A 21396-nucleotide genomic window follows, 5' to 3' on the forward strand; every position below is an offset into this window, starting at 1 on the left:
TTTTGCTTTTTTAATAGTGTGTGCTCACTTAAAATTTAACGTTGGCGCTTTGTTTTGTTCAGTTTTCAAAGAGCAATTTCTTTATCATTCGCTTAGAAACGACTTTAATAATATATCAACTATATTATTTTTTGTCAACAACTTTTTTTCTTTCGATGTCGACTTAGTTATTATATCCAGTATCAGAAATAAAAGCAAGAGTTATTTTAAAATAAATAAAATATATGAATCCCTTGATAATAAAAAATTGGTCATCCCCCTAGAAGCTTATCTTTTTAAGAGTAAACTTTTTTCTTATCATTAAAGTATTTCTTCTATATATCCTTTTTGGAATTCATGGCGTGAAAGACTTCTGCAACAACAATAATTTTAAAAATAAGTTCATGAACTTTGTTTTCCACCTTTCGGGATAACCCGTTCCATCTAACCTTCTGTGTTGCTCTAGAACGGCTACCTTCACACTATCATTAATGATGGAACTATCTTTTATCATTTTATAGCTAAAAATAGGATGATTGTGAATCTCCTCATGATCCTCGGCAGTTAGACTTTCCGTTTTATTTAATAATCTTGGTCACTAGCAAAATGTTTCACTTCTATAGTTTTGATGAGTATCATACTACTTGAAAAACATGGTGATTAAATTCAATTTATTTTATTAGCCGTTTTAATCTTTGATACTCCAAAACCTTAAGTCTTTCACTCATATTCAAACACTTGATATTAACATTTTGAAAAATCAGCTAATACGCAAATAAAAAAAGACCCAGCTTAGATTGCCTGGGTCTCTTGGTTATGGAAGAGTTATTCTTCCGTATCCTTTTCAGTTTCTTCATTTTCTTCGATTAGAGTAGGTTCAGAATCCGTATCTATTGTTGGGCCCTGTTCCGCATCTATTTCTTCTTCTTCTTCTTCTCTTCCAACGATGGCTACCGTCGAAACATATTCATTGTCTGCTGATTCAAGTCGGATGAGTTTAACACCCTGTGTATTACGGCCCGTTTTAGAAATGCCTTCGACTTCCATTCGGATCAATACACCAGCTGCTGTAATCAGCATTAAATCCTCATCTATACCTGTAACTGTTTTAACAGCTATAAGTTCACCATTTTTCTCAGTGACATTACATGTTTTGATCCCTTTGCCACCACGGCTTTGAATCCGGTATTCTTCCGCAGAAGTCCGTTTTCCATAACCGTTTTTCGTAACGATCAGGACCTCTTCATCATCTTCAAGAATTTCCATACCGACCACTTCATCGTTCGACCTTAAGGAAATCCCTTTCACTCCCGCTGCAGTACGTCCCATTGTCCGTACATCCGTCTCAGGGAAACGAATCATCATCCCGGCTTTCGTTCCAATTATGATCTGTTTGTCTCCATTCGTAAGACGCACTGAAATCAATTCATCATCTTCACGCAAACCTAGAGCAATTAAACCGTTATTACGGATATTTGCAAAAGACGACAAAGGAGTACGCTTTGATATCCCATGTCTGGTCGTGAAGAATAAATACCAATCATCGGCAAATTCCTTCACCGGTATGATTGCATTGACCCACTCGCCTTTATCGACTTCCAACAAGTTGATAAGTGGCAATCCTTTTGCCGTCCTACCATACTCTGGTATTTCATATCCTTTGGAACGATATACTTTACCTTTGTTAGTGAAGAATAATAGAGTGTCATGAGTCGAAGTGGTTAACAAGTGACCGACAAAGTCATCTGTATTCGTTCCCATGCCCTGTATTCCACGACCCCCGCGTTTTTGACTTCGGTACGTGGTTGCAGGCAAGCGTTTAATGTAACCGTTATGGGTAAGTGTCACGATTATATTTTCCTCTGGGATTAAATCCTCATCTTCCAGGCTTTCAAAGCCGGCTAATGTGATTTCGGTTCTCCGTATATCATTAAAGCGTTCTTTAATTTCAAGAAGCTCTTCACGAATAATTTCAAGAACCTTTTCCTCATCAGCAAGAATGGCTTTATATTCTGCAATTATAGCCATTAATGCCTGGTATTCATCTTCAATTTTTTCACGTTCCAGACCAGTCAAACGCTGTAAACGCATATCCAGGATAGCCTGCGCCTGTTTTTCGGAAAGTGAAAATTGTGTCATTAAGCCTTCACGGGCAATTTCTGTCGTTTGGGAACCACGGATTAACGAAATGACCGCATCCAAATTATCAAGTGCAATACGCAAACCTTCTAAAATATGGGCTCGGGCTTCCGCTTTCCGTAATTCAAATTCCGTCCTGCGCCTAATGACCACCTGTTGGTGCTCTAAGTAGTAGTGCAGGCATTGTTTTAAATTCAGCACCTTAGGCTGCCCGTCCACCAAAGCAAGCAGATTGATTCCGAAGGTGGTCTGCATCGCGGTATGCTTATAAAGATTGTTTAAAAGGACATTTGCATTAACATCCTTTCGAAGCTCCATGACAATACGCATGCCATTGCGATCCGATTCATCCCGTAAATCAGTAATGCCTTCGATTTTCTTATCTCGAGCAAGTTCTGCAATTTTTTCAATCAATCTTGCTTTATTTACTTGATAAGGGATTTCTTTAACAAGGATTACCTGTTTACCATTGGGCTTTTCTTCAATCTCGACTCTCGCCCGTTGGATGATTGACCCTTTTCCAGTTTCATAGGCCTTCCTAATTCCGCTTCGTCCTAAAATTAAACCGGCTGTCGGGAAATCCGGACCAGGGATATATTCCATCAACTCTGGAATTGTAATTTCAGGATTCTTGCTCAAAGCCAATACGCCGTCAATTACTTCACCTAGTTGATGTGGTGGAATATTGGTTGCCATCCCTACTGCTATACCTGATGAACCATTCACTAACAAGTTCGGGAAACGGGCTGGCATAACGGCTGGTTCTCTTTCTGAACCATCGTAGTTATCCTGGAAATTAACCGTATCTTTATTTAAATCGCGAAGTAATTCCATCGAAATCTTCGACATTCTTGCTTCTGTATACCTCATTGCGGCAGCTTGGTCTCCATCGACCGAACCGAAATTCCCGTGACCATCGACAAGCATATAGCGATAGTTAAACGGCTGCGCCATCCGTACCATCGTTTCATATACGGCAGAATCACCATGCGGGTGATATTTACCGATTACTTCCCCTACAATACGGGCTGATTTTTTAAATGGTTTATCCGAAGTCATTCCAAGATCATTCATTGCATAGAGAATTCTTCGGTGTACCGGTTTTAAACCGTCCCTTACATCAGGCAAAGCCCGAGATACGATTACGCTCATCGCGTAATCCAAAAAAGATGTCCGCATCTCGGTACTTATATTTATTTCTTTTACACCTGATCTTTCATTTTCTGACATGGAGCCAACCTCCTATAAAAAGCTTATACTCTCATTTAGTTTTAACTGTACGTGCACTATGTAAAGAACAGGATGTAAAAAGCATCCTGTCAAAAAATCAGATATCGAGATTTTTTACATAAATTGCATTTTCTTCAATGAAGTTACGTCGCGGTTCTACCTTGTCGCCCATCAACATTTCGAAAGTCTCATCTGCCTCGGCAGCATCTTTCAAACTGACTTGAAGGAGCGTTCTCGTATCAGGGTTCATTGTCGTTTCCCATAATTGCTCTGGATTCATTTCCCCCAGCCCTTTATAGCGCTGCAGGTTAGGCTTTGGAGTACTTGGCATACTAGCCATGATTTCTTCAAGCTGGCGATCATTATAGGCATAATCCACTTTTTTCCCTTGCTGAATTTTGAAAAGTGGCGGCTGAGCAATATATATATATCCATACTCGATAATTTTTCTCATATAACGGTAGAAAAATGTCAACATCAGCGTTCTGATATGGGCACCATCTACATCCGCATCGGTCATGATAACAATTTTATGGTATCTGGCCTTTTCAATATTGAATTCATCACCAATGCCTGTTCCAAGTGCTGTGATGATCGTGCCTATTTCTTCATTATGCAGGATTCTGTCCAATCGCGCTTTTTCAACATTCAGGATTTTACCTCTTAACGGTAAAATAGCTTGGAAATGACGGTCCCGTCCCTGTTTAGCCGAGCCTCCCGCCGAGTTTCCTTCAACGATGTACAATTCACTGATAGCCGGGTCTTTAGATGAACAATCCGCCAATTTCCCCGGTAGATTGGATACTTCCAAAGCACTTTTCCTTCGTGTCAATTCACGGGCCTTCTTGGCTGCCATACGTGCTCTTGCTGCCATCAGACCTTTATCTATAATTTTTCTGGCCACAGCAGGATTTTCGTATAAGAAGGAATCAAGCCTTTCCGAAAGAATGGAATCAGTAACCGTCCTTACTTCAGAATTTCCCAGTTTGGTTTTTGTCTGTCCTTCAAATTGCGGTTCAGGATGCTTAATCGAAATGATTGCCGTTAGACCTTCCCGGACATCTTCACCGGAGAAATTGGAATCAGCTTCTTTTAAAAGGCCATTTTTCCGTGCATAATCATTGATGACACGGGTTAAAGCGGTCTTGAATCCTGATTCATGTGTACCGCCTTCATAGGTATGAATATTATTGGCAAAAGAAAAGACATTACTGATGTAGCTGTCATTATATTGCAAGGCTAATTCAACGGAGATTCCATCCTTTTCGCCTTCCATGAATATCGGTTCCTCATGCAAAACCTCTTTTGAGCGGTTCAAATGCTCGACATAAGACTTGATACCACCCTCATAGTGGTATTCCCTGATTTTCTCTTCTTCTCCACGTTTATCTTCAATGATTAATTTCAAGCCTTTATTCAGGAACGCAAGCTCACGGATACGTGTGGCTAATGTATCAAAATCATATTCCAAGGATTCCGTGAAGATTTCACCATCAGGAATGAAGTGAACAGTCGTGCCGGTATGATCTGTTTCCCCGATGATTTTCAAATCTTCTCTAGGGACCCCTCGGTTAAATTGCTGATAATGGATTTTACCTTCACGATGAACGTAAACTTCCAATACCGTGGATAAGGCATTAACTACTGAAGCTCCCACACCATGCAGACCACCGGAGACCTTATAACCTCCGCCGCCAAATTTACCGCCCGCATGAAGGACCGTCATGATAACCTCCACAGCTGGCCGTCCCATTTTTTCATGGATACCGACTGGAATACCCCGTCCATTATCGACTACGGTTATGCTATTGTCTTCTTCGATCGTCACTTTGATTTCAGTACAGAAACCAGCTAGTGCCTCATCAATACTATTATCGACAATTTCCCAAACAAGATGGTGAAGTCCTTTTGCAGAGGTAGTACCGATATACATCCCCGGACGTTTACGAACTGCTTCTAAGCCTTCTAAAACCTGTATCTGATTCTCATCGTATGCCTGAGCTTGTACTTCTTTTTGTTCCATTGTCATTCGTATCACCTACACTTTTCTTTTGGCATTTATCAAATTTTTCAGGAGTGATTATAACGTTATAGCTACAATTCAAAGAATATCTATATCATCGATTAAGAGCGATGGCTGCAGTGAACGCTTTTTCAAAGTGGACGACGCAAGCGGTGAATAATAGACCTGTTTATCCGTCACTACAATCGATTTAACCGAGTTTTTTTCTAAATGGTAAGTTACATCAGACTTTTTCTCCAAAAATTCACTCATGATTGGAGAGGCCTGGAGCAGCTTCTTATCTAAAATGGCTATGACATCGTCCGTTTTCACAAGAATGTCTTCACCAATATGGAGATACATACATTCACCTCATCATTTAACCTTTTTAATACTTCCTTGACTAACATAAAAGGTGGACGCTTCTCTTAGGGTTTGATGATCGATTCCATCAACGGAGGGTGTCGTCACAAATGTTTGCACTTTCCCTTGTATCGTATTCAGTAAATGAGATTGACGGAAATCGTCAAGTTCCGATAACACATCATCCAATAATAAAATGGGATACTCGCCTATTTCTTCATGGATCAGCTCAATTTCGGCAAGTTTCAAGGACAGGGCAGTTGTACGTTGTTGTCCTTGTGAACCATAAGTCTGGACATCACGGTCATTTACAAAAAAAACCAGGTCGTCACGATGAGGACCTACCAGTGTTACACCCCGTTCAATTTCCCTTGTTTTTATTTTATCAAATTTTTCTGTGTATACTTCTATCATTTTCGTCAAATCCATAGATTCTGATACATCAAGCGACGGTTTATATTGGATTTTCAATACTTCTAGATTTCTGGAGATCCCCGAATGAATCGGCTCTGCCCATTGCTGGAGCTTTAAAAGAAACTCGTATCTTCTTTCGACAATTTTCGCTGCATACTGAATAAATTGATCAGTCAGCACGTCAAGCATCGTCGTATCCGTTTGTTTCCGGGTCTGCAGAAGCTTTAAGTAATGATTTCTTTGTTGAAGTATTTTATGATATTGGCTCATATCATGAAGGTATACGGGAGAAACCTGGCCAATTTCCATATCTATAAAACGGCGTCTGACTAGAGGACTTCCCTTGACAAGGTTAAGATCCTCAGGCGCAAACATGACCACATTCATATTTCCGACATATTGACTCAACTTTCTTTGTTCAATATGGTTGCACTTCGCCTTTTTCCCTTTTTTTGAAATGGTCAGCTCAAGTGGTATTGAGGTATTTCTCTTTCTAACTCTACCTTCTATTTTAGCATACTCTTCATCCCAGCGAATAAGTTCTTTATCATTTGAGGTCCGATGGGATTTTGCCATTGCTAAAACGAAAATAGATTCCATGACATTTGTTTTTCCTTGAGCATTTTCGCCGAGGATTACATTGACTTTATTTTCAAAAGCCAGATTCAGTTCGGTATAGTTGCGGTAATTTCTCAAACTTATATTTTCAATATACATATTCCGCTCTTCCCTTATGTTTTAGCTTGTAATTGTGTAGACGCCAAATCCAGGAATCTCTATTTTATCACCTGATCTTAATTTCCTGCCTCTTCTCACGTCTAGTTCGCCATTAATGTAAACCTCGTATTCACTTAAGAACCATTTCGACATTCCTCCGCTTTGGATCAAATCAGCCAATTTCAAGAATTGTCCAAGCGTAATATATTCTGTGCTTATTTTTATGGAGTCCATTATGCCTCACTCATTTCTAAGTAGTCTTTAATATTTCATTTTACTAAATAAATGCCATTAAGACAAAGTATAGCTTTTTCAGCTCTTATTTTTAGCAGTCTTGAGTTCCGTTCAGTATTAGAAAAATGTTAAAAAACCTTTTGGAACCTATGTTTAAATATAAAAAAATTAAAGACCTGCTTAACAAGCCTTTAATTTTTTTGAAATATTATTTTAGATTAATAAGTCCTTACCGGAAGGATTAATTGGAGCATGGAATCATCATGTAGTGGACGAATGACAAATGGACGCATTGCACCGGTGAAATTAATTTTGATATCGGAACCTTCCAATGCCTTTAAAGCATCCATTACAAATTTGGCACTGAATGAGATTTTCAGATCTTCACCTTCAATGGCTTCTGCCTGAACCTCCTCGATTACTTTACCAATTTCAGGTGTATTGGAAGAGACTTCGATTATCCGTCCTTCAAGGGTTGTCAATTTGACGACATTATTTCTTCCTTCCCTTGCAAGTAAAGATGCCCTGTCAATAGCTTGGAGAAAATCCTTTGTATGAACAGTCACATCCGTTTTGCTATCCGATGGAATCAATCGTGAAGTATCGGGATAGTTCCCTTCAAGCAATCTAGAGAAGAATAATAAATTTTCAGCTTTGAAAAGTACTTGGTTTTCGGTAATGACGATTTCAATGAGTTCGTTAGTATCATCAAGGATTTTACTCAACTCATTCAGGCTTTTACCTGGGATTACAACGCTATAGGTCCCTGTAATTTTATTTTCTATTTTGGCCGTTCTCATTGCCAGCCTATGACTGTCTGTTGCAATACAGGTCAATTCATCATCTTGAACCTTTAAGTTTACACCTGTTAAGATGGGGCGTGTTTCTGACGTGGACACTGCAAAACCCGTTTGGCGAATAAGGGTCTTTAAAAGGTCCGTCGGAAGTTTGAAAATATTTTCTTCTTCAATGATTGGAAGATGTGGATATTCCTCCGGATCCAGTCCATTTAAATTAAATTCGGCTTTACCTGAGCGGATAATCGTTTGAAAGTTGTTTTCCACTTCAATTTCTACAGTATCCATCGGCAGCTTTTTGACAATTTCACTGAAAAAACGGGCATTCAGGACAATACCGCCGCTACTTTTCACTTCAACAATCTCATCGCCGTCAACTTCAGCTGGAATGAATGATTGAATGGAGATATCTGAATCACTTCCTGTTAAAGTGACACCCTCACTAGTAACGCTTATTTTTATCCCCGTTAGAATTGGAATCGTCGTTCTTGATGTGACTGCCTTCATTACTTCTTGGACACTATGAACTAATCGATCTCTTTGGATTATAAATCTCATGTTTCATCCTCCAATTTATTATTGCCAAATAGGCATATTTATTAATAATTTTTATTAAAAAAGATAGTAGTAATAGTAGTAGGGCCTGTTGATATGTGGATAAGTCCAATTAACCTAAGGAAAAACAGTCTATCCACTTGTGGACAGACTGTGTGTAAGTAGTCGTCAGTTATACACATTATCCAGAATTGATTATACCCTCAGCTGATCCTGGATTTCCTTAACCTGACGTTGTAGCTGGGTGTCGGTTTGCATGAGTTTAGAAATTTTTTCATGCGCATGGATGACGGTCGTATGATCGCGACCTCCGAATTCATCTCCAATCTTAGGCAGGGATGAATCCGTTAACTCCCTGGAAAGATACATGGCAATCTGTCTTGGAAAGGCTACGGATTTAGTCCGTTTTTTCGCCTTGAAATCCTCCAATTTCACACTATAATGCTCACCAACTGTTTTTTGGATTTCTAAGATGGTGATTATTTTAGGTTTGGAGCTTGGGATGATGTCTTTTAATGCTTCGGCTGCTAAATCGGCATTAATATCCTTATTAATTAATGAAGAATAAGCGACAACACGAATGAGTGCACCCTCAAGCTCACGAATATTGGAATCGATTTGGTTGGCAATATAGAGCATGACTTCATTCGGGATATCAAGACCCTCAGCTTTTGCCTTTTTACGCAATATAGCAATCCGCGTTTCTAGATCAGGAGGTGTGATATCCGTGATCAAACCCCACTCAAACCTGGAGCGGAGGCGATCCTCAAGTGTAGGGATCTCTTTTGGTGGACGGTCACTCGAGATGACGATCTGTTTGCTTTCTTCATGCAACGCATTGAATGTATGAAAAAACTCTTCTTGGGTTTGTTCTTTTCCTGCAAGAAATTGAATATCATCAATTAATAAAACATCTACGCTTCGGTATCTATCACGGAATTCCCCTGCTTTATTATCCCGGATTGAGTTGATGAATTCATTCGTGAATTTTTCAGATGATAAATAAACGACCTTAGCATTAGGATTATGCTCAAGAACATAATGCCCGATTGCATGCATTAAATGGGTTTTCCCTAGGCCTACGCCTCCGTATATAAATAATGGATTATAGGCTTTGGCAGGTGCTTCTGCGACAGCGAGAGACGCGGCATGGGCAAAACGATTGCCGGAGCCGATGACAAATGTATCGAAGGTGTTTTTCGCATTCAGCATATGCTGTGGAAATGCAGCATGGTCTTTATCCTGTTTTTTTATCTTTTTAGGTTGAACAGGAACGGTAAAATCATCATCTTCTTGATTTGGGGGAATGATGAATTTTGCTTCCAATTCCTCACCGGTAAGTTCAAACAATACATCAGAAATAAGATGGGAATAGCGTTCTTCAAGCCAATCCCTGGCAAATTCATTGGGGGCGGTGACTGTTAATGTATCACCTTGCAGTAAATAAGCCTTGGTTGATTTAAGCCAAGTTTCAAAGCTTGGTTTACTGATTTTTTTTTCGATTTTTCCGAGCGCCTGGTTCCAGAGGCTATCGATGTTATCCAAACTTATCCCTCCTTTGCAAAATATTTTATTAATAGAATCTTAAATGTATAGGCACAAATAAACTCATCGATTGCCGTCTTTATATAAATTTTGACAGCAAAGGTTCGGTGAGCTGTAAGGGATTTGTGTGTTGTAATGTTAATTCCCTATAACTATATCTAGCGCTGTACAACCTTTGTACAGACTACATCTGGTAACCAGGTGTAGGTTTGGATTTTTATTCATCAACAGGTATTTTGAAAAATATATAATAAGAAAGAAAAAGGGTTTTCGACAATATCCACCATCTGTGGACATATTAATATACACAGGTCGAATAAACTATCCACATGTTATACACAGTCTGTGGATAACTGATACCTGTTGATAAAGTTATTCAGAGTGAAAACACAAATATAATATCAGAAATTCAGGCGTCTTGCAATGGGTTAGAAAACTTTATCCACAACTTACCGAGCCTGTGGGAAAAACTTTTCCACAGGCAATTGTTATGTGCAAAAGTCTATGAAAAGGGTTGTGGATAGAAAAAAACATGTCGAATTTTATCCACAGACCATAATTATAGGCTCGGATTAATTTGATTTATTTTGGATGAATCAAGTTGTTCTCCCCGGAAAACCGCGAAAAAACCGAATGGAACATTAAAAGATGATTTAGGTTAATTCTTAAATTATTTGTCGAATGCCATGTCGATCAGGAAAATACCTTGGGAATTTAATATATGTGTTCATGGAAAAATTGATGGAAATTCCCCTCTCCCCAAAAATTTCTATATCAGTTCGGAGCAAAATCATTTACAATAGGCTAGGTAGTAAAAAAAGGCCTACTGGACATTGAGCATTAAAAAGAAATATTTTTATGGATGAGGTTGACAAGTAGAAACCTCCATCTATATAATTGTAAAGACTGTCTTTAACTGTTATTCCTCAGGGAGGTGTCATATAATGAAAAGAACTTATCAACCGAATAACCGCAAACATAGTAAAGTTCACGGTTTCCGTGCACGTATGAGCACGAAAAACGGACGTAGAGTAATCGCTGCACGTCGCCGTAAGGGCAGAAAAGTATTATCTGCATAGACCACTGAAAAGTCTCAGTGGTCTTTTTTCGCAAAATAAGGGATTTACTGAGACTCAATTCATGTAATGAAGGTGTAAAAATGAAAAAAAAGTTAAGGATTAAGAAAGAGGACGAATTTCAGCTTGTGTTTAAAAAAGGTGAATCTTCTGCTAATCGGCAATTTGTTGTCTATGTCCTTGAAAAGCCAGGTCAGGATTATTTTCGGATCGGCCTTTCTGTCAGTAAAAAAATCGGGAATGCCGTTGTAAGGAACCAAATTAAAAGATACATAAGGCAAGCGTTTTTGGAATTGAAAGAAGATATAGAAGTGGGTAAGGATTATATTGTGATTGCTCGAAAACCAGCGGCGGAGATGGACTTTTTCCAGGTGAAAAGCAGCTTGATCCATGTCCTGAAACGTTCTAAATCACTAAACTTTAAAATGAAAAAACAATAAAGTCCCCTTTATACCGAATACTAAGCACTCCTCGGATCATGTAGTAACTTGAAAAAGATGACATAGAAAATTCCTATTGGAACTGTGAAAATGGTGGAATACTTTTCCTTGAAAGCCGCTAATGAACAGTTCACAATTGTTTCAAAAAAGATTGATTGCAGATAGGAGGAAATTACGGTTGAAAAAACGAATATTACTCATTATTGGACTAGCCTCGATAATGATGTTGTTAGCAGGGTGTACGGAAATTAAAGAACCTATTACTGCGGAAAGTGAAGGTTTTTGGAATTCATACATTGTCTATCCATTATCAGCCCTGATCATTTGGCTTTCTGAAGCATTTGGCGAGAACTATGGTTTGGGACTCATCGGTGTTACATTAATCATTCGCTTAGCATTACTTCCACTAATGATCAAACAGGTGAAAAGCTCGAAAGCTATGCAGGCCATTCAGCCTGAGATGAAAGAACTTCAAGCAAAATACAGCTCAAAAGATGCTGCCACACAACAAAAACTACAGCAAGAAACAATGGCTTTATTTTCAAAATATAATGTGAATCCATTGGCGGGATGTTTGCCTATAGTGGTCCAAATGCCGATTTTGATCGGATTTTACCATGCCATCAGCCGTACGAAAGAAATTTCTTTACATAGCTTTCTTTGGTTTGATTTAGGTTCCCCGGATCCTTATTATATTTTACCGGTTGTTGCAGGTATTACGACTTTTATCCAGCAAAAGATGTCGATGGCTGGAATGAACTCCAATCCACAAATGGCGGCACAAATGACGATGATGCTTTACATCATGCCAATAATGATTGTTGTTTTTGCTATTAAATTTCCCGCTGCTCTTTCTCTTTACTGGGTAGTAGGTAACCTTTTTGGTATCGTTCAGACATATTTCATTAAAGGTCCGGATCTTAGAAAAGCAGCTGCGGAAAACGCGGGAGGGGCAAAGAAAAAGTGAAAAAAGTAACTGCTACAGGACAATCTGTCGAAGAAGCAGTAAATTTAGCTTTAGCTCAACTGAACAGCACTAAAGATCGCGTGGAGATTGAAATAGAAGATGAAGGCAAAAAAGGATTTTTTGGTTTATTTGGTGCAAGGAAGGCAATTGTCCATGTGACATTGCCTCCCGATCCCATTGAAGAGACACTTAAATTTTTGAAGAATGTCAGCGTGGAAATGGGAGTCAATGCAAAAATTGATGTCCATCGTAAAGGTAAGAACGTAACATTTCATTTATCAGGTGATAAAATTGCATTATTAATTGGAAAAAGGGGTCAAACACTAAATTCCCTTCAGTATTTAGCGCAGCTGGTTGCAAATCGATATTCGAAGCAGTTCTTGAATATTACTGTAGATGCAGAAGATTATCGAAATCGCCGCAATGAAACTTTAATCCAATTGGCTGGAAGAATGGCAAATAAAGCTCTAAAAACAGGTAAAGCTGTTTCACTGGAGCCAATGCCATCCTATGAACGTAAAGTCATCCATAATGCTCTCCTGCATTATCCAAAAATAAAAACAACTTCAAGTGGGACGGAACCATATCGCCATTTAGTCATTAGTCCACTCAAATGAACCTTCTGCTTTTAAGCAGGGGTTCTTTTTTTTAGGGCATGATATCGTTGTATGTCGAATGTTTTTTTATAAAAGATTAATTCAACAATAACTGACATAATTCTTTTTTTATTCTCATGATCAGTAAAGCGGGCGATATTTGTTATTCACATGTGGATAAGTTAAAATGAGTGTTATAGAATATGGATTCAACGCGTGTGGATAACTCTTGAAAGGAAGGAGTATCTACTTTTTTTCATGAATATACTGTGGTATTGTAGTTATTTAGAGATTCGAGATTTTATTATCAGAAAAAAATAGAAACATCAATATATAAGAGGTGAAAGCATGGAATTCGATACAATCACCGCTATCTCTACTCCCTTAGGGGAAGGGGCAATCGCCATTGTTAGAATCAGCGGTGATGAGGCCATAGAAATAGCCGATGGAATCTTTAAAGGACCAGGTGGAAAAGGATTGCTTGAAGTGAAATCACATACGATTCATTATGGCCATCTTATCCAGCCTAAAACTGGTGAAATCATAGAGGAAGTCATGGTTTCGGTCATGAAGGGTCCAAAGACATTTACAAGAGAAGATGTTGTTGAAATAAATTGTCACGGTGGAATCGTTTCGGTCAATCGGGTATTACAGCTTATTCTCTCACAAGGTGCTCGTTTAGCAGAACCAGGTGAATTTACGAAACGGGCTTTTTTGAATGGCAGGATCGATCTTTCTCAAGCAGAGGCCGTTATGGATTTAATCCGGGCTAAAACGGATAAAGCCATGAATGTGGCATTAGGTCAAATGGAAGGCCGGCTTTCGAAATTAATCCAAAACCTACGTCAAGAAATATTACAGACCCTCGCTCAAGTCGAGGTAAACATAGATTATCCGGAATATGATGATGTCGAAGAAATGACACATCGTTTATTTTTGGAAAAAGGTAGTTATGTGAAGACTGAAATTGAGAAACTGCTTCACACAGCCCAACAAGGGAAAATCCTGCGAGATGGGCTTGCGACGGTTATCATAGGGCGCCCTAATGTCGGGAAATCTTCTTTGCTTAACAGTTTGGTTCATGAAAATAAAGCAATTGTCACTGATATCCCAGGTACAACACGTGACGTAATTGAAGAGTATGTCAATGTTCGCGGTGTACCGCTTAAACTTGTGGATACAGCAGGAATTCGCGAAACGGAAGATATCGTTGAACGAATTGGAGTTGAACGGTCCCGTGCAGTATTAAAAGAGGCAGATCTAATATTACTTGTATTGAACTATTCCGATGATTTTACAACCGAAGATGAGAAACTATTCCAGGCTGTTGAGGGAATGGATGTTATCGTTATCATCAATAAAACCGATCTTCCACAGAAAATCGATTCGGCAAAGGTTAAGGAAAAGGCGGCATCACATAAAGTCGTTTCCACTTCATTACTTGAGGATCAAGGGGTCGATGAATTGGAAGAAGCCATCGCTTCTTTATTTTTTGAGGGTTCTTTAGAAACGGGGGACCTGACCTATGTTTCGAATGCCAGGCATATAGCCTTGCTAGGACAGGCATTACAATCAATCGAAGACGCAATCGAAGCTATTGAAATGGGTACGCCAGTTGATTTGGTTCAAATTGACTTCACGAAAGCATGGGAGCTCCTTGGAGAAATCATTGGTGAAAGCGTTCAGGATAATTTGATCAACCAATTGTTCTCACAATTTTGTTTAGGAAAATAAGCGTAAAAGGAGGAAAAGGATATGCAATACGAAGCAGGTAGCTATGATGTCATTGTTATTGGTGCTGGTCATGCTGGTAGTGAAGCAGGCCTTGCAGCTGCTAGAGTCGGAGCTAAAACGTTGATGATCACCATTAACTTGGATATGGTCGCCTTCATGCCATGCAATCCGTCCGTTGGTGGGCCGGCAAAAGGGATAGTTGTTAGGGAAATTGACGCTTTAGGCGGTGAAATGGGAAAAAATATCGACAAGACCCATATCCAAATGAGGATGCTGAATACGGCTAAAGGTCCTGCTGTTCGTGCGTTACGGGCACAGGCAGATAAATTTCTCTATCAGCAAGAAATGAAAAAGACGATAGAAGACCAAGAAAATTTGACATTGATTCAAGGAATGGTTGAGGAATTAATTGTTGAAAACGACGTTTGTACGGGTGTCATTACAAAAACAGGTGCGGTATATCGTGCGAAAACTGTCGTAATCACGACGGGAACATATTTACGCGGTGAAATCATTTTAGGGGAATTGAAGTATTCAAGCGGTCCCAATAATCAGCAGCCTTCAATCAGGCTTTCAGAACATCTAGAGCAGTTAGGATTCGATTTGGTCCGTTTTAAAACAGGAACACCACCAAGAGTCAATAGTTCTTCCATAGATTACAGCAAAACGGAAATTCAGCCTGGTGATGAAGTGCCACGTGCATTTTCTTATGAAACCACAAAGTTCATCACTGATCAATTGCCATGCTGGCTAACGTACACGAATGAGGGGACACATCAGCTCATTGATGAGAATCTACACCGTTCGCCAATGTATTCCGGAATGATAAAGGGAACGGGACCTCGTTATTGCCCATCGATAGAAGATAAGGTCGTTCGTTTCAATGATAAACCACGTCACCAAATCTTCCTTGAACCTGAAGGACGCAATACAAAGGAAGTGTATGTTCAAGGGCTGTCCACTAGTCTGCCTGAAGATGTACAAGTGAAGATCCTTCAAACGATCCCAGGGCTCGAGAAGGCGGAAATGATGCGTGCGGGATACGCAATCGAATATGATGCGATCGTTCCTACTCAGCTATGGCCTACATTGGAAACGAAAAAGGTTAAAAACCTGTATACTGCTGGACAAATTAACGGCACGTCCGGTTATGAGGAAGCAGCTGGCCAAGGGCTTATGGCCGGTATTAATGCCGGATTGAATGCAATAGGTAAGGAAGAACTGATTTTAAGCCGTTCCGATGCCTATATTGGTGTGCTCATTGATGACCTTGTAACGAAAGGTACGAATGAACCATACCGATTGCTGACTTCACGTGCAGAATATCGTTTATTATTGCGTCATGATAATGCCGATTTACGCTTAACGGAAATCGGATTCAATATCGGAATGATCAAAGAAGAACGCTACAATCGTTTCCTTTTGAAAAAAGAAGCGGTTGAAATGGAAAAGGAACGACTAAAATCAAACTTCATCAAACCGACCAAAGAGGTACAAGAGGTCATTACAGCAAGTGGCGGCAGTGAGCTGAAGGATGGAATCCGTGCCTCTGATTTATTGAAGCGGCCTGAAATGGATTATTCCCATATTCAGAAGCTGGCTCCAAGTGATGTCGAACTGAGCGATGATGTGACGGAACAGGTCGAAATTCAGATCAAGTATGAAGGATATATTGAAAAATCCTTGCAGCAAGTCGATCGTCTGAAAAAAATGGAGAATAAAAAGATTCCAGAGAATATCGATTATGATGCAATTTCTGGTCTAGCAACGGAAGCACGCCAAAAATTAAAGCAGGTCCACCCGCTATCAGTAGCCCAGGCTTCAAGAATTTCCGGTGTGAATCCCGCTGATGTTTCCATTTTGCTTGTTTATTTGGAACAAGGTAAGATTGCCAGAGTATCTAAGTAATGGAAATACCCGAAAAGGATTGAAGAAAACATGAATATTGAACAGTTCCAACAAGCACTGCAGGAGAAAGGGATTGAGCTTTCTCCTCACCAGCTTGATCAGTTTGACACTTATTATCGATTATTGGTTGAATGGAACGAAAAGATGAACTTAACAGCCATCACTAATAAAGAAGAAGTTTATCTAAAGCACTTTTATGATTCAATCAGTGCAGCCTTCTATTTCGACTTTAACAAATCTTATCAAATTTGCGATGTCGGGGCTGGAGCTGGATTTCCGAGTATTCCATTGAAGATTTGTTTCCCTGATATCCACGTATCGATTGTGGATTCTTTGAATAAGCGAATCTCTTTTTTGAATCACCTTGCTGAGTCTTTGCAATTAAAGGGAGTTTCCTTCTATCATGACCGGGCGGAAACCTTCGCTCAAAAACCAGAGCATCGCGAATCCTATGATATTGTAATGGCAAGAGCGGTAGCCAGGATGTCCGTTTTAAGTGAGCTATGTTTGCCGCTTGTTAAACCAGATGGGACGTTCATTGCCATGAAAGCTGCTAGTGCACAAGATGAAATGGATACAGGGAAGAAGGCCATTTTTACATTAGGCGGAGAAATCGAAGAAATTCATCCTTTCACATTGCCAGAGGAAAATAGTGAAAGAAACATCATTACTGTAAAAAAAGTGAAGAAGACTCCTAAAAAATACCCAAGAAAACCAGGGACACCGAATAAGCAGCCTATCGAATAACCCTTATACTGATGAGGCAGGTTTCATATTTACTATAAGCGTATGACCTTGTTATGTTCATTCAATACTGTATAAGCCAACATGAAGGTTTTTTTTTGGTATAATGTCAAACGTGTTCCTTCTTTTCCAGCAGGGCTATAAGCCGGCGATTTTTCTTTTTGATTTCAGGGAAATAATCTTGGGCAAGCCGGCCAATATTTATAAAAACTGGCCGTTCATTCTTCTTTTTTGCCTTGATGACGCCAGTCGACATGTTTTTTACATTGAAGACCCATATGTATAACCATGTCGGGAAATGTATGCAGGACTTGTCCTTTAAATAGAGAATATGTTATTTGGGAGTTTTAAAAGGTGGTGTAGGAAGATGAAGCATCCTTTTTCGCGGTTCTTTGGGTTTGGCGAAAAAGAAGAACAGCAACTAGAGATGGAGACACCTAGCAATAATAATGAAGAAATAAGAAAAATTTCCATTTCTGATATTGTGCCTAATCGATTTCAACCAAGGACCGTTTTTAATGACGATAAAATTGCTGAATTGGCTCAAACGATTCATACACATGGGATCATTCAGCCAATTGTAGTAAGGGCATATGGACAGGGAAAATATGAAATCATTGCAGGTGAGCGTCGTTTTCGAGCCATGCAAAAGCTTGGCTGGGTATTGGCACCTGCAATAATCAAAGATTTCACCGATACAGAAACGGCTTCCGTTGCGCTGATAGAAAACCTTCAGCGAGAAGAACTGACACCGATTGAAGAAGCTTTGGCTTACGGCAAACTATTGGAGCTGCATAGTCTAACCCAAGAAGCTCTGGCACAAAGACTGGGAATAGGACAATCTACCGTGGCAAATAAGCTTCGGTTGCTTAAGCTGCCCCAGGAAGTTCAAGATGCTCTTCTTCAAAAGCAAATTACGGAACGCCATGCCCGCTCGTTGATACCGTTAAAGAGTCCTGAAAAGCAGCTCAAACTGCTTTTGGAAATCATCGAAAAAGGGTTAAACGTCAAGCAGACCGAAGAGATGGTCGTCAAGCTCTTGACGGGTACTGTGCAGAAGCCGAAACCTAAGCGAAAAGCGTTTAGTAAAGACATGAGGATTGCCGTGAATACTATACGCCAATCACTCAGTATGGTTACAGACAATGGAATAAATCTGGATGCAGAGGAAGAAGAGTTCGAGGAGTATTATCAATTCACGATTAAAATACCTAAGAAAAAAACTTGATTCCCTATCCTTAACCCTGCTTGGTAGTCTACGATTACCAAGCTTTTTTTATTTTGTTGCCAAAAACTCGCATTTTACACCCTAAAAATGATTCAATTTTTCTCGGTTTTTTCATGCTGTTTAGATAAATTTCAAATTTTATGAGGAATTTCAGAAAACGATTTCTTCCAGTAACATTCATGATAAAATAGAAAGAAATAAATGGATTTACGGTAAAAGTTAATAGATATAGCGTGATGAAGATAGTTGAAAGCAGGTGAATTCGTGGGTAAGATTCTCGCCATTGCCAATCAAAAAGGCGGTGTTGGAAAAACGACAACTTCTGTCAGTCTAAGTGCCTGTCTTGCATACATAGGACAGAAAGTCTTAATGGTCGATATCGATCCGCAGGGAAATGCGACAAGCGGTGCAGGTATTGATAAAGCGGATGTGGAACAATGTATTTATGATGTATTGGTTGATGATGTCGAAGCCAGTACCGTCATCATGGAAACAAAGGTAGAAAACTTATATGCTATACCTGCGACAATTCAACTTGCAGGTGCTGAAATTGAACTTGTTCCAACCATCTCAAGGGAAGTCCGATTAAAAAGGGCATTAGAAGAGGTGCAAAGTCAATATGATTACATCGTGATTGACTGTCCTCCATCATTGGGCTTGCTTACGCTTAATGCATTAACGGCAGCAGATGCAGTTTTGATTCCTGTACAATGTGAATATTATGCATTGGAGGGCCTGAGTCAACTCTTGAATACGGTCCGTCTCGTCCAAAAGCATTTGAACCATGATTTGAAAATCGAGGGTGTGCTATTGACGATGTTGGATGCCAGGACAAATTTAGGTCTCCAGGTTATAGAAGAGGTCAAAAAATACTTTCAGGATAAAGTCTATCAAACCATCATCCCTCGCAATGTCCGTTTGAGTGAAGCACCGAGCCATGGAGAACCAATAATTATATATGATCCAAAGTCACGAGGAGCGGAGGTCTATCTAGAACTGGCAAAGGAAGTGGTATCAAATGGCTAAAGGACTTGGCAAAGGACTTAACGCACTTTTCACTGGGGATATAAGTAAAGATGAAATCGTGCGCGAAATCAAATTAAGGGAATTAAGGCCAAATCCTTATCAGCCCCGAAAGAGCTTCCGACTTGAAGCTATAGAAGAATTAAAGCAATCTATCATGGAACATGGGATATTACAGCCGATTATTGCCCGGAAAAGTATTAAGGGCTATGAAATCGTTGCTGGGGAGAGGCGTTATCGTGCTGCCAAGGAAGCTGGTTTAAAGACAGTTCCGGTTGTTGTGAGGGAATTGAATGAACAGCAGATGATGGAACTGGCGATTTTGGAAAACCTGCAACGGGAAGATTTAAACCCAATTGAGGAAGCTGCCGCTTATCAGACACTTCTTGAAAAATTGAATTTCACCCAGGAACAGCTGGCCAATAGGTTGGGTAAAAGCCGACCCCATATCGCGAACTATGTAAGATTGCTATCTTTGCCTGAAGGGATTAGGAGTTATATCTCCGAAGGGGAAATTTCCATGGGGCATGGCCGAGCATTACTGGGTTTAAAGAAAAAAGAGATGCTTAAGCCAGTAGTGGATAAAATCCTCAAAGAAGGAATGAATGTCAGACAGCTGGAGCAATATATACATCAATTGAATGATACCGTTTCACGTGAAACCAAACCTAAGAAACAAGATAAAAAAGATATATTCATAAAGCAACGCGAGTCAAGTCTGCGTGAAAGACTGGGAACGAGTGTAACGATAAAACAAAGCAAGAAAAAAGGGAAAATAGAAATCGAATTCTTTTCAAAAGAAGATCTGGAGAGAATTTTGGACTTGATCGATCAAGAGAACATTTCCTCTTAGATCGCCTTTATGAAAAAAAAGTGGCAACAGAGGTTTAATCTATTTTTTACTGTGGAAAATTAGGTGAATGAGATGGTATTATTAGGGGCTTTGGTGAATGGTGCCTGCATTTTAATCGGTTCGATTTTGGGAAGGTTTTTGCAACATATACCTGAAAAGATAAAAGAAACGGTCATGAGTGGAATTGGTTTAGCCGTCATGGTCTTAGGCTTGCAGATGGGGCTTAAAAGTGATCAATTCCTTATTGTCATTTTAAGTATTGTTGGAGGGGCTGTCCTTGGGGAATGGATGAATCTTGAGGCTAGGCTTAATTCTTTAGGCAATTGGATTGAACGCAGGATGAAAGCGAAAGAAGGAATTTCGATATCCCAGGGGTTTGTAACGGCTACGCTCATATTTGGCATTGGGGCGATGGCCATTATCGGTGCCATGGATAGCGGTATCCGGAATGATCATGACGTTTTGATAACAAAAGCGATCATCGATGGATTTACAGCACTGGTCCTCGCCAGTACGCTTGGCATAGGAGTACTTTTTTCGGCATTTCCGGTCATTCTTTATGAGGGCCTGATAGCAATTTTTTCAAGACAGATTAATACGCTGATCCCAACTGCTTTAATGGATTCCTTCATATTGGAAATGACGGCAACTGGGGGAGTCATGATTTTAGCAATTGGTTTGAATATTATCGGTGTCACCAAAATAAGGGTGGCTAATCTGCTTCCTGGCATAATTATCACCGCCATTTTAGTTACAATCATGTATTATTTTTAAATAAAGGCTCTTTTCGTAAAGATTGTTGTTTTTAAAACGAAACTATTTAAGGTTGATTGGAGCGGAAGTGCGAGACTC

At 39.6% G+C, this 21396-nt stretch carries 19 protein-coding genes and 1 pseudogene; 12 read left to right on the forward strand and 8 right to left on the reverse strand.

Going from position 1 to position 21396, the window contains the following annotated elements; translation table 11 throughout:
- Positions 1-304, forward strand: a 304-nt coding sequence (locus ACFX4L_RS22525; protein WP_377406257.1) for a hypothetical protein, incomplete at its 5' end; no start/stop codon positions are given.
- Between the two features lie 30 nt (positions 305-334).
- Here the strand turns inward: ACFX4L_RS22525 and ACFX4L_RS22530 are convergent.
- From ACFX4L_RS22530 to dnaA, 8 genes and pseudogenes are all read right to left on the reverse strand, one after another.
- Positions 335-553: pseudogene (locus tag ACFX4L_RS22530) on the reverse strand (HD domain-containing phosphohydrolase); the annotation flags it as partial.
- A gap of 251 nt (positions 554-804) precedes the next feature.
- Positions 805-3348, reverse strand: a complete 2544-nt coding sequence (gyrA, locus tag ACFX4L_RS22535; RefSeq protein ID WP_377386719.1) for a DNA gyrase subunit A — start codon at positions 3346-3348, stop codon at positions 805-807.
- 97 nt (positions 3349-3445) lie between these two features.
- Positions 3446-5371, reverse strand: a complete 1926-nt coding sequence (gene gyrB / locus ACFX4L_RS22540; RefSeq protein WP_125160022.1) for a DNA topoisomerase (ATP-hydrolyzing) subunit B — start codon at positions 5369-5371, stop codon at positions 3446-3448.
- A 78-nt stretch (positions 5372-5449) separates the two neighbouring features.
- A complete protein-coding gene (gene remB, locus ACFX4L_RS22545) occupies positions 5450-5713 on the reverse strand; it encodes an extracellular matrix regulator RemB (RefSeq protein WP_061440301.1) in 264 nt (87 codons plus the stop codon).
- A 12-nt stretch (positions 5714-5725) separates the two neighbouring features.
- Entirely contained in the window at positions 5726-6844 is a 1119-nt protein-coding gene (gene recF / locus ACFX4L_RS22550; RefSeq protein WP_061440300.1) for a DNA replication/repair protein RecF, read from the reverse strand.
- Positions 6845-6865: 21 nt separating this feature from the next.
- The gene (gene yaaA / locus ACFX4L_RS22555) at positions 6866-7078 is read right to left on the reverse strand and encodes a S4 domain-containing protein YaaA (protein ID WP_061440299.1); all 213 of its coding nucleotides are present in this window, start codon (positions 7076-7078) and stop codon (positions 6866-6868) included.
- A 218-nt stretch (positions 7079-7296) separates the two neighbouring features.
- Positions 7297-8433 (reverse strand): DNA polymerase III subunit beta, encoded by a 1137-nt coding sequence (gene dnaN, locus ACFX4L_RS22560; protein ID WP_061440298.1) that lies wholly within the window; start codon positions 8431-8433, stop codon positions 7297-7299.
- A gap of 192 nt (positions 8434-8625) precedes the next feature.
- Positions 8626-9975, reverse strand: coding sequence for a chromosomal replication initiator protein DnaA (gene dnaA, locus ACFX4L_RS22565; protein WP_061440297.1), 1350 nt, complete (start codon positions 9973-9975; stop codon positions 8626-8628).
- A 944-nt stretch (positions 9976-10919) separates the two neighbouring features.
- Here dnaA and rpmH point away from each other — a divergent pair.
- From rpmH to ACFX4L_RS22620, 11 genes are all read left to right on the forward strand, one after another.
- Positions 10920-11054: a 50S ribosomal protein L34 gene (gene rpmH / locus ACFX4L_RS22570; protein WP_034316183.1), complete on the forward strand. Its 135-nt coding sequence runs from the start codon at positions 10920-10922 to the stop codon at positions 11052-11054.
- A gap of 80 nt (positions 11055-11134) precedes the next feature.
- Entirely contained in the window at positions 11135-11491 is a 357-nt protein-coding gene (rnpA, locus tag ACFX4L_RS22575) for a ribonuclease P protein component (protein WP_061465923.1), read from the forward strand.
- A gap of 178 nt (positions 11492-11669) precedes the next feature.
- Positions 11670-12458 (forward strand): YidC family membrane integrase SpoIIIJ, encoded by a 789-nt coding sequence (spoIIIJ, locus tag ACFX4L_RS22580; protein WP_061465922.1) that lies wholly within the window; start codon positions 11670-11672, stop codon positions 12456-12458.
- Positions 12455-13075: an RNA-binding cell elongation regulator Jag/EloR gene (jag, locus tag ACFX4L_RS22585; protein ID WP_061465921.1), complete on the forward strand. Its 621-nt coding sequence runs from the start codon at positions 12455-12457 to the stop codon at positions 13073-13075. Before spoIIIJ ends, jag begins: the two co-directional genes overlap by 4 nt.
- A gap of 327 nt (positions 13076-13402) precedes the next feature.
- Positions 13403-14788, forward strand: a complete 1386-nt coding sequence (mnmE, locus tag ACFX4L_RS22590; protein ID WP_377406259.1) for a tRNA uridine-5-carboxymethylaminomethyl(34) synthesis GTPase MnmE — start codon at positions 13403-13405, stop codon at positions 14786-14788.
- A 21-nt stretch (positions 14789-14809) separates the two neighbouring features.
- Positions 14810-16696: a tRNA uridine-5-carboxymethylaminomethyl(34) synthesis enzyme MnmG gene (gene mnmG, locus ACFX4L_RS22595; RefSeq protein WP_377386710.1), complete on the forward strand. Its 1887-nt coding sequence runs from the start codon at positions 14810-14812 to the stop codon at positions 16694-16696.
- Between the two features lie 30 nt (positions 16697-16726).
- Complete coding sequence (gene rsmG / locus ACFX4L_RS22600; RefSeq protein ID WP_284469107.1) at positions 16727-17443, forward strand: 16S rRNA (guanine(527)-N(7))-methyltransferase RsmG; 717 nt, start codon at positions 16727-16729, stop codon at positions 17441-17443.
- A gap of 364 nt (positions 17444-17807) precedes the next feature.
- Positions 17808-18668, forward strand: coding sequence for a nucleoid occlusion protein (gene noc / locus ACFX4L_RS22605; RefSeq protein WP_061465917.1), 861 nt, complete (start codon positions 17808-17810; stop codon positions 18666-18668).
- A 264-nt stretch (positions 18669-18932) separates the two neighbouring features.
- Positions 18933-19694 (forward strand): ParA family protein, encoded by a 762-nt coding sequence (locus tag ACFX4L_RS22610; RefSeq protein WP_034316249.1) that lies wholly within the window; start codon positions 18933-18935, stop codon positions 19692-19694.
- Complete coding sequence (locus ACFX4L_RS22615) at positions 19687-20544, forward strand: ParB/RepB/Spo0J family partition protein (protein ID WP_061465916.1); 858 nt, start codon at positions 19687-19689, stop codon at positions 20542-20544. The genes ACFX4L_RS22610 and ACFX4L_RS22615 overlap by 8 nt, the downstream gene beginning before the upstream one ends.
- A 72-nt stretch (positions 20545-20616) precedes the next feature.
- A complete protein-coding gene (locus tag ACFX4L_RS22620) occupies positions 20617-21318 on the forward strand; it encodes a DUF554 domain-containing protein (RefSeq protein ID WP_377406262.1) in 702 nt (233 codons plus the stop codon).
- The last annotated feature ends 78 nt before the right edge of the window (positions 21319-21396 follow it).

Source organism: Peribacillus sp. YIM B13482 (assembly GCF_042787975.1).
GTDB lineage: Bacteria > Bacillota > Bacilli > Bacillales > DSM-1321 > Peribacillus > Peribacillus simplex_A.

Bases quoted from the DNA above. Each gene is read 5' to 3' on its own strand.
- gyrA (WP_377386719.1), bottom strand. From the start codon at position 3,348: ATGTCAGAAAATGAAAGATCAGGTGTAAAAGAAATAAATATAAGTACC.
- gyrB (WP_125160022.1), bottom strand. From the start codon at position 5,371: ATGGAACAAAAAGAAGTACAAGCTCAGGCATACGATGAGAATCAGATA.
- remB (WP_061440301.1), bottom strand. From the start codon at position 5,713: ATGTATCTCCATATTGGTGAAGACATTCTTGTGAAAACGGACGATGTC.
- recF (WP_061440300.1), bottom strand. From the start codon at position 6,844: ATGTATATTGAAAATATAAGTTTGAGAAATTACCGCAACTATACCGAA.
- yaaA (WP_061440299.1), bottom strand. From the start codon at position 7,078: ATGGACTCCATAAAAATAAGCACAGAATATATTACGCTTGGACAATTC.
- dnaN (WP_061440298.1), bottom strand. From the start codon at position 8,433: ATGAGATTTATAATCCAAAGAGATCGATTAGTTCATAGTGTCCAAGAA.
- rpmH (WP_034316183.1), top strand. From the start codon at position 10,920: ATGAAAAGAACTTATCAACCGAATAACCGCAAACATAGTAAAGTTCAC.
- rnpA (WP_061465923.1), top strand. From the start codon at position 11,135: ATGAAAAAAAAGTTAAGGATTAAGAAAGAGGACGAATTTCAGCTTGTG.
- mnmE (WP_377406259.1), top strand. From the start codon at position 13,403: ATGGAATTCGATACAATCACCGCTATCTCTACTCCCTTAGGGGAAGGG.
- mnmG (WP_377386710.1), top strand. From the start codon at position 14,810: ATGCAATACGAAGCAGGTAGCTATGATGTCATTGTTATTGGTGCTGGT.
- rsmG (WP_284469107.1), top strand. From the start codon at position 16,727: ATGAATATTGAACAGTTCCAACAAGCACTGCAGGAGAAAGGGATTGAG.
- noc (WP_061465917.1), top strand. From the start codon at position 17,808: ATGAAGCATCCTTTTTCGCGGTTCTTTGGGTTTGGCGAAAAAGAAGAA.
- ACFX4L_RS22615 (WP_061465916.1), top strand. From the start codon at position 19,687: ATGGCTAAAGGACTTGGCAAAGGACTTAACGCACTTTTCACTGGGGAT.
- ACFX4L_RS22620 (WP_377406262.1), top strand. From the start codon at position 20,617: ATGGTATTATTAGGGGCTTTGGTGAATGGTGCCTGCATTTTAATCGGT.